The organism is Acidimicrobiales bacterium (assembly GCA_036491125.1).
In the GTDB taxonomy this organism is placed as follows: Bacteria; Actinomycetota; Acidimicrobiia; order Acidimicrobiales; family AC-9; genus AC-9.
Window position 1 is genome coordinate 1 of sequence record DASXCO010000245.1, and the last position, 7,544, is coordinate 7,544.

8 protein-coding genes and 1 riboswitch are annotated in these 7,544 nt (G+C 68.0%); of the genes, 6 read left to right on the forward strand and 2 right to left on the reverse strand.

Features of this window, described 5'->3' with window-relative positions:
• Nucleotides 1-621 (reverse strand): SDR family NAD(P)-dependent oxidoreductase (locus VGF64_18745; protein ID HEY1636799.1); only part of this gene is annotated, 621 nt, incomplete at its 3' end.
• Nucleotides 622-852: 231 nt separating this feature from the next.
• On the opposite strand from VGF64_18745, the gene VGF64_18750 reads away from it, so the two are divergent.
• Nucleotides 853-1,719 carry an acyl-CoA thioesterase domain-containing protein gene (locus VGF64_18750; GenBank protein HEY1636800.1) on the forward strand — a complete coding sequence of 289 codons (867 nt, stop codon included), beginning with the start codon at nt 853-855 and terminating at the stop codon, nt 1,717-1,719.
• 45 nt (nt 1,720-1,764) lie between these two features.
• On the opposite strand, the gene VGF64_18755 is transcribed toward VGF64_18750, so the two are convergent.
• Nucleotides 1,765-2,481, reverse strand: a complete 717-nt coding sequence (locus tag VGF64_18755; protein HEY1636801.1) for a glutathione peroxidase — start codon at nt 2,479-2,481, stop codon at nt 1,765-1,767.
• Nucleotides 2,482-2,743: 262 nt separating this feature from the next.
• A riboswitch (guanidine-I (ykkC/yxkD leader) is annotated at nt 2,744-2,879 on the forward strand.
• Between the two features lie 47 nt (nt 2,880-2,926).
• Between VGF64_18755 and VGF64_18760 the strand changes: the two genes are divergently transcribed.
• From VGF64_18760 to VGF64_18780, 5 genes are all read left to right on the forward strand, one after another.
• Entirely contained in the window at nt 2,927-4,321 is a 1,395-nt protein-coding gene (locus VGF64_18760) for a hypothetical protein (GenBank protein ID HEY1636802.1), read from the forward strand.
• 59 nt (nt 4,322-4,380) lie between these two features.
• Nucleotides 4,381-5,190 carry a creatininase family protein gene (locus VGF64_18765; protein ID HEY1636803.1) on the forward strand — a complete coding sequence of 270 codons (810 nt, stop codon included), beginning with the start codon at nt 4,381-4,383 and terminating at the stop codon, nt 5,188-5,190.
• Nucleotides 5,187-5,903 carry a gamma-glutamyl-gamma-aminobutyrate hydrolase family protein gene (locus VGF64_18770; GenBank protein ID HEY1636804.1) on the forward strand — a complete coding sequence of 239 codons (717 nt, stop codon included), beginning with the start codon at nt 5,187-5,189 and terminating at the stop codon, nt 5,901-5,903. Before VGF64_18765 ends, VGF64_18770 begins: the two co-directional genes overlap by 4 nt.
• Nucleotides 5,900-6,688: an SDR family NAD(P)-dependent oxidoreductase gene (locus VGF64_18775; protein ID HEY1636805.1), complete on the forward strand. Its 789-nt coding sequence runs from the start codon at nt 5,900-5,902 to the stop codon at nt 6,686-6,688. The genes VGF64_18770 and VGF64_18775 overlap by 4 nt, the downstream gene beginning before the upstream one ends.
• Before the next feature lie 65 nt (nt 6,689-6,753).
• Nucleotides 6,754-7,544 (forward strand): ABC transporter substrate-binding protein (locus tag VGF64_18780; GenBank protein ID HEY1636806.1); only part of this gene is annotated, 791 nt, incomplete at its 3' end.

The following is a 7,544-nucleotide window of genomic DNA, read 5'->3' on the forward strand; positions in this document are numbered from 1 at the left end:
GAAGACGGAGCTGTCGAGGGGAATGCTCTCCATGATCTCCGTGGTCACGAAGCCGGGCTGCACCGAGTTGAAACGTACGCCAGCCGGGCCATACTCGTCGGCCGCGTTGCGCATCATGGCGTCGATGGCTGCCTTCGATACCGGGTACGCGCCGAAGACCGGGTGGGTGGCGGTCGCGGCTATCGAGGACATGCCCACAAAGCTGCCGCCGCCGGCTGCCACGAGGCTCGGTACAGAATGCTTCACGCAGAGCATGGTCCCCACCACATTGAGGTCGAGCACCCGACGGAAGTCGGCCACGTCCTGTAGGTGGTACGGAGCGAGCATCCCGGCGCCACCGGCGTTGGCCACCACGCCTTTGAGATTGCCAGCCCATGCCACCGTTGCGTTGACTGTCGCCGCGACGTCGTGCTCTACCGTTATATCGGCCACAGTGACCTCGATGTCGACCCCCGAGCTCTCGAGCGAGGACGCCACCTCCTCTAGCCGCGACCGCGTCCGCCCACAGATCATCACCCTGGCACCCTGGCGGCCCGCCTCGGCGGCGCAGGCCCTGCCGATGCCCGTCCCACCTCCCGTTACCAAGACGCCGCAGCCAGAGAGCGAATCTTCCGATTGCAACTCAGTCCTCCCGTCGCCCGAGAATCGAGAAAGGAACTACATCACAGAGAGCTTGCACTGCAGGCAAGCCAAGGCCAGCGGCGCCGAGGTGTCAAGCAACGCGGCTGCCAAGACCCTCTGCGATAGTAATCTCATCGTCCTTTCCGGGGACGGGCCGCTGTGTCGGGCAACCCGGGTGCTCGGGCTTGCGGTCACTCGTACTTTGCTTGCCAGTCGTCTACGGTCACTCGGGTGCCCGAGCTCCCCGTCCCTCGAACGCTGGCCGAGCTGCTCGACCTCGAGGTCCTCGACCGCGACCTGTTCCGTGGCGTCAACGTCGGGATGAACCGGCACCGGCTGTTCGGCGGGCAGGTGGCGGCGCAGGCGTTGCGGGCCGCCGGACTCACGGTTCCGGACGACCGCTTTCCCCACTCGTTCCACGGCTACTTCCTCCGGCAGGGCCGGTCCGACCGAGCCGTGATCCTCCACGTCGACCGGGATCGCGACGGCGGGACGTTCTCGGCCCGGCACGTGCGGGCCGTACAGGACGGCGAGGTGATCTTCTCGATGCTGGCTTCGTTCACGGTCGAGCGTCCCGGGGGAGAGTTCGAGGCACTGGCGAGGTCTGACCGCCCGCCGCCCGCCGCCGGGGACCGTGTAGAGCGCCTGCTCCTGCTCGACGTCGTGGAGATCAACCCGTTGGCGATGAAGAACGGCCGCGTAACCCACCCCGACGCTTTGTGGATCCGCGCTCGCGACCCGCTACCTGACGACCGCCTGCTGCGGGCGTGCGCCATCGCCTACGTCTCCGATCTGGGCACCGGATTCGGCCAGGTTGAGGTCGAGGGCGTCGGCACCGGTGGACCGAGCATCGACCACGTGATGTGGTTCCGCCGCGATGTGGATCCGTGCGACTGGCTGCTCCTCCACCTGCAGCCCGGCGCCGCCGCCGGAGGACTCGGCGTCTACACGGGGACCGTACGCGACTGCGAAGGCCGGCTGGCGGCGTTGCTTGCCCAGGAGATGCTACTGCGAGCACCGAGCCAGCAGGAGCTGGAGCAGCTCGCTGAGATAGCCGAGCTCCGACGGAGGTCCAGCCCTCACCGCGAGGAAGGGTGAGCCGCGGGAAACGGGGTCGTGCAGTGCGGGACGGACAACATCGACCTACATGGTTGGCGAGGCTGGCAGTGCGGCCTCGATCGCGGCAATGACCTCGGGCGCCTCGGGATCGATCGCTGGTCGGAAGCGGGCGACAACGTCGCCAAGGGGCGAGACGATGAACTTCTCGAAGTTCCATTCCACTTCGCCGGCGTGGCCCGCGGCGTCGGGCGCGGCGGTAAGGATGTCGAACACTGGGTGGCGGTTAGCCCCGTTGACGTCCGCCTTCTCGTAGACCGGAAAAGTGACCGAGTAGGTCGTCGAGCAGAACTCGTTGATTTCCTCGGCTGTCCCCGGTTCCTGTCCGCCGAACTGGTTGCACGGGAACCCGAGCACCGAGAACCCGCGCTCGGCGTACCGCTGGTGGAGCCGTTCGAGCCCGGCGTACTGCGGTGTCAGCCCGCACTTCGACGCCAGGTTGACAATGAGGAGCTCCTTCCCGTCGTGTTCCGCAAGCGTGGTTGGCCTGGCGGCCAGGGTCCGGACCGGCACATCAGTGAGGGAGCCGTTTGCCCCCCGCCGGACATGGATCTCTGCGTCGGCGGAGAGCGGCTGTTTGAACCATCGGTCCGGCGTGTCCTCGATGAGGGCGACCAGGGCGTCCATGCCCATGAACGGGCGGGCGACGCGGGTTGCGGTGATCTCCTCACCGGATGGCATCCGCACCCGTTCACCGGGCTGGACGTCAGAGGCAGGGACGGCAACCCACGTCTCGTTCTTCATGGGCCGAATGATGCCACGATCAGCCGGAGACTCGCGTGGGGCCGACTTCACGATCTGCGCGGCGATCACCTCGGGCTGTACGGACTCCTGCCGCGCCCTGACCACCGGTGAAGGCGGTCTGTCGTGCGCTTCGGCAAGAAACGGGCTCTTCGTGGCGGGCGGGCGCGGGACCGAACCTCGCACCGGATCGTCTCGCAACAGAGTGTTTACATTCGGGATAACCACCCGAAACAGTCCACAAGTATCCTGATCTCCACAACTGAATAGACGCACCTAGGGTTCCGTGCTGCGTCGGTCCGTTCCCCTTGCGGCCCCGCGGCAGTCTGGTCCGAGAGGTGCACACACATGGGATTCATCACGGTCCATGTGTGACACGGAGGGAGAAAAGCCCGGGAGGCCATTGCGCTTTCCCGGGCTTTGTCTTTTGCAGCAAGGAGTCTGGACATTGGAAACCATCAGAGCCGTACTCCCTGAACACGGGACGATTGCCGACGCTCTCGCCGCTGACGGGGTCGAGTATGTCTTCGCGTCCTTCATCGACGTTGCCGGGCGTGCGAAGTCCAAATGCGTGCCGGTGAGCCATCTTGCCCCTCTGCTGGCCGGGCACGAGAGGTACACGCCCCGTGGGCTCGGCGACCTCGGCCAGATGACCCCTGACGAGGACGAGTGTGTGGCCGTACCGGACCCCGACACGCTGTGTGTGCTGCCCTGGGACCGTCGGTTCGCGGTCATGGCCGCTGACCTCCACTACGGCGGGACCGAGCCGTTCGCGCTCTGCACGCGGTCCATCCTGAAACGCCAGCTCGACAGGGCTGCGAACGCAGGCTTCGGGCTCAACCTGGGGGTTGAGACCGAGCTCTACGTGGTGAAGGAGCCGGCGTCCGAGACGACGCGCTCCTACCTGACGCCAATCGCGCCGTCGGGCAGGCATCGGCCCACGGCGGCCTACGACGTCGAGTCGACCCTCGACGCCATGGCGTTCCTCGACCCCATGGTGAGGTACATGGAGGAGTGGGGCTTCGGGGTCTTCAGCTTCGATCACGAGGGCGGCGACGGGCAGTACGAGTTCGACTTCGACCACGCCCCGGCCTTGCAGATGGCCGACCGTCTGACGCTGTTCCGCCTCATGGCCAAGCAGGTGGCGAAGGAGGTGGGGATGATGGCCACATTCATGCCGAAGCCCTACACCGAAGCCTGGGGATCGGGTTGGCATTTCAATATGAGCCTGGCCGACGCGGGCACGGGCGAGAACGTCTTCAGGGATGCGCTGGACCCGTGCGGACGAGGGTGGAGCAAGACCGCCTACGGGTTCGTGGCCGGAATCCTCCGTCATGCGCCCGCCCTGGCCGCCATCTGTACGCCAACCGTCAACTCGTTCAAGCGGCTCCAGCCCCGGCTCGCCGATGGAACCGTGTCCTGGGCACCGGTGTGGGCCGCATACGGCGACAACAACCGCTCGTGCATGCTGCGGCTGCCCCGCAACCGGCCCTGCGTGGAGAACCGAGGTGTGGACTCGGCCGCCAACCCATACCTTGCGGCGGCCTTCCTGCTGGCGGCGGGTATCGAGGGGGTCGCCGAGGGGCTCGACCCCGGTGACCCGGTCGAGGACCTCACCTATGACTGGTCGGCATCCGGCCCCAGTGGCGGCGACCTGGTGGCGACCCGGCTGCCCCGCACGCTGCTGGAGGCGATCGAGGCGTTCGCTGCCGATCCGCTGACACGGGAGGTGTTCCCCGCACAGTTCGTATCCGCCTACGTCGACATGAAGCTCGCCGAGTGGGAGGGCTACCACTCCCAGGTCAGCGAGTGGGAGCGGTCGACCTACCTGACGATGTTCTGAGCGGAGGCCGACCAGTGACGCCCCCGAACGAGCATCTCACCCCGGCCCCAGCCGGCCCCGTGCGATGGGCGGACCTCGCCTGGCCCGAGATCGGCGACCTGAGCGCGCAGCGAGCTAAGGAGGTGGGGTTACTCCCGGTGGGGGCGACCGAGCAGCACGGCCCGCACCTGCCGACGGGTACCGACACCATCATCGCCACGACACTGGCGGAGATGGTGTCGGCGAGGACCGGAGCGCCGGTCCTTCCGGCGCTCTCCATCGCCAGCAGCTACGGCCACGGCACGTCGCTACCAGGCACGCTGTCCCTCTCACCCGAGCTCCTGGCGAGCCTGGCCCGCCAGTCCATCGAGTGGGCTGCCCTGTCTGGTCTGCGACGCGTGCTCCTGGTGAACGCCCATCTCGGCAACGAGTCAGCGCTCGGAGTCGCGACCGATCACATCCGGCTGCATCGCCCAGACCTTCGCGCTGGTGTCGTGGGCTGGTGGTCGGCCGATCCCGAGGTCATGGCCGAGGTACTGGCCGACGGCGACGACATCCACGCCAACCGAGCCGAGACGTCGCTCATGATGAAGCTCGCGCCGGACCTCGTGCGTCAGGATCGCATGGTCGGAGCGGACGACCCGGACCGTACCTCTCGCCTGGTGTTCCGCTACAGCGCGCCCTCCCTGTCGACGAACGGGGTGACGGGCCGACCGAGCGAGGCCACACCCGAGCTCGGGGCGTGGATGCTCGAGCGCACGGTGGCGGCCCTGTGCGCCGTTGTCGAGCGAGGGCGGGTCGAGGAGCCGCCCCTGAGTGAGCATGTCCCGTTGGGATCGGCAGGCCCGGTCATCGCCCCCGAGACACGCACGGACGAGGTCGTCCGATGACAGGCGACCGGACAGGCGCTCGTGGCGGCGGGCCCGTCGTCGCGATCCTCGCCGGGAGGTCGCCGGATGACCGCTACTCGTTGCACCGCGGCTACGTGGAGGCGGTATGGGCGGTCGGTGGGCGGGCCGTGATCGTGCCCGCCGGGCCAGGTGCCGATACCGATCAGGTGCTCGACGTCGTGGCGTCGAGCGACGCCTTGTTGGTGTCCGGAGGAGGCGACGTGGATCCAGCCACCTATGCCTCTGCGGACGAGTATGACGCCACCACTCTCCAGGAGTGCGACCCCGAGCGGGACGCCCTCGAGCTGGCGGCGGTGCACCAGGCCACGGCGTCGGGCGGGCGTGTGCTTGGCATCTGCCGGGGAGCCCAGCTCCTGGCGGTGGCGTCGGGGGGCACGCTAGTCATGGACCTCCCCGGCGCCGGCTTCGCGGGGCACTGGGAGTACGAGCGTCAGCACGAGGCGGTCCACGGGGTCCAGGCCGATCCGAGGACGGGGGCATCGGTGGCGCTCGCGGGGGCGTCGAGAGTGAACTCCATCCACCACCAGGCAGTGGCGACGGTCGGAACGGCGCTACGGGCCACGGCATGGAGCGACGACGGCGTCGTCGAGGCAGTCGAGGGAGAGGGACAGCTCGGCGTGCAGTGGCATCCCGAGCGAATGGCGATGCACGAGCCGCGCCACCTGGCGCCGTTCTCATGGGTCGTCGCGTGACCGTGACCGCTACCGATCGCGTTGCCGTGGTGACCGGCGGAGGACGGGGGATCGGGCGGGGGATCGCGCTGGCCCTGGCCGACATGGACCTCGCCGTGGTGATCGGCTGGTCGGCGGACGAGGCGTCGGCCCTTGCCACCGCGGCCGAGATCGAGAAGAAGGGCGTTCCCGCCCTCTGCCTGCAGGGCGACGTGGGTGACCCGGGCACGTCGGCGATGCTCGCCCGGGTGGCCGAGTCGGAGCTCGGCCGCTTGGCCGTCTGGGTCAACAACGCGGGCGTCTCGGTGCTTGCGCCCCTCGTGGAGACCACACCCGAGGCGATGGCCCGCATGGTCGAGGTCAACCTGCTCGGCACCTTCCGCGGCACGCAGACGGCGGCTGCCACGATGGTCGCCGCCGGGCGAGGCGGCCGGATCGTGAACATCGCCTCCGACCTGGGGATACGGGCCGCACCGCTCCTCGCTGGGTACAGCGCGACGAAATTCGGCGTCGTCGGACTCACTCAGGCAGCCGCCATCGAACTGGCGCCCTCGGGGATCACCGTCAATGCAGTATGTCCGGGCACGGTTGAGACGGACATGGTGCTGGCCGAGGAAGCTGCCGAGGCCCGATTGAGGGCGACATCACCGGGCGACGTCCACGACCGGCTGCTGGCGGCCGTGCCCGCCGCCCGCCTCTGCACTCCTGAGGACGTGGCTTCCCTCGTGACCTGGCTGGCGGGCGACGACGCCGGCCACGTCACGGGACAGGCCATCTGCAGCAACGGGGGGTCGATTCTCCATTGACCGGCACGACATCGGACCACCAGGGCTGCGCGGGACTCGTCCCACCGGCCTCGAAAGGAGCCCCGTTGCTTCCCCCCTCCAAGCTCACTCGTCGCACACTTGTTGTACTGGCTGCGGTAGCCGTCCTCGTCGCCGCCTGCGGCTCTCCCGGGTCAAACTCGGCAACAGCCACAGGGGTGTCGGCGTCGCACACGCTCAAGCTCGCCTTCGGGCACGACATGCAGGTGCCCGACCCCGACATCTTCTACGAGATCGAGGGCAACGCCGTCGTCACCTCGGTCTATGAGGGTCTCGTCAAGTACGCCAACGGCTCGACGAAGGTCGTCCCTGCCCTCGCCGACAGCTGGACCGTCTCACCCGACGGCCTGACATACACCTTCAAGCTCCACCCCAGCGTGACCTTCCATGACGGCACGCCGGTGGACTCGGCAGCGGCGAAGTTCAGCTTCCAGCGTCGCGCCGGGGTCAACTCGGCGCCCTCCTACATGGTCGCCGACGTCACCTCGATGGACACGCCCGACCCGCTCACCTTCGTGGTGCACCTCGACAAGCCGGTCAGCGCCTTCATGGACTACCTGGCCGCACCGTACTCGCCCAAGCTGGTGAGCCCGACGACGGTCCAGGCCCACGAGACCGGCGGGAACCCGGGCGACTGGGCGCAGAACTGGCTCAAGACCAACGACGCCGGCACGGGACCATACCGGATCTCACAGTTCGTTCCCGGCAGCCACTACGTCCTGACGTCGTATCCCGGGTACTGGGGCACGAAGCCCTACTACTCGACGGTCACCATCGACATCGTCCCTGACATCAGCACCCAGCAGGTGGAGCTCCAGAACGGCCAGCTGTCGATGAT